The 270-nt window shown below is 60.7% G+C and carries 1 protein-coding gene; it reads right to left on the minus strand.

Features of this window, described 5'->3' with window-relative positions:
* Nucleotides 1-270: peptidase dimerization domain-containing protein (locus tag SB765_RS29950; protein ID WP_410932538.1), on the minus strand; the 270-nt coding region annotated here is incomplete at both ends.

The raw sequence follows: 270 nt of genomic DNA on the forward strand, positions 1-270 counted from the left end.
GCTGAATACCCGGCTCGGCAGGGTCTGCAGAGCCGTTACGATATGGCTGGCAATCACAATCGAATCGATGCCCTCCTGCGGTCGTGCGGCATGGGCGCCTTTGCCCTCAATGCGGATAACAAAGCGGTCTACGTTGGCATAAAACGCACCCGCCCGACTACGCAGCGTGCCCAGCGGCAGGTCGGGCGCGTTGTGCAGGCCGAATATCGCCTGAACGCCTTCCAGCGCACCGGCATCAATCAGCTGACGTGCGCCATTAAAGGTCTCTTC

The sequence above is a fragment of the Pseudomonas sp. SIMBA_067 genome, from assembly GCF_046534675.1.
In the GTDB taxonomy this organism is placed as follows: Bacteria; Pseudomonadota; Gammaproteobacteria; order Pseudomonadales; family Pseudomonadaceae; genus Aquipseudomonas; species Aquipseudomonas putida.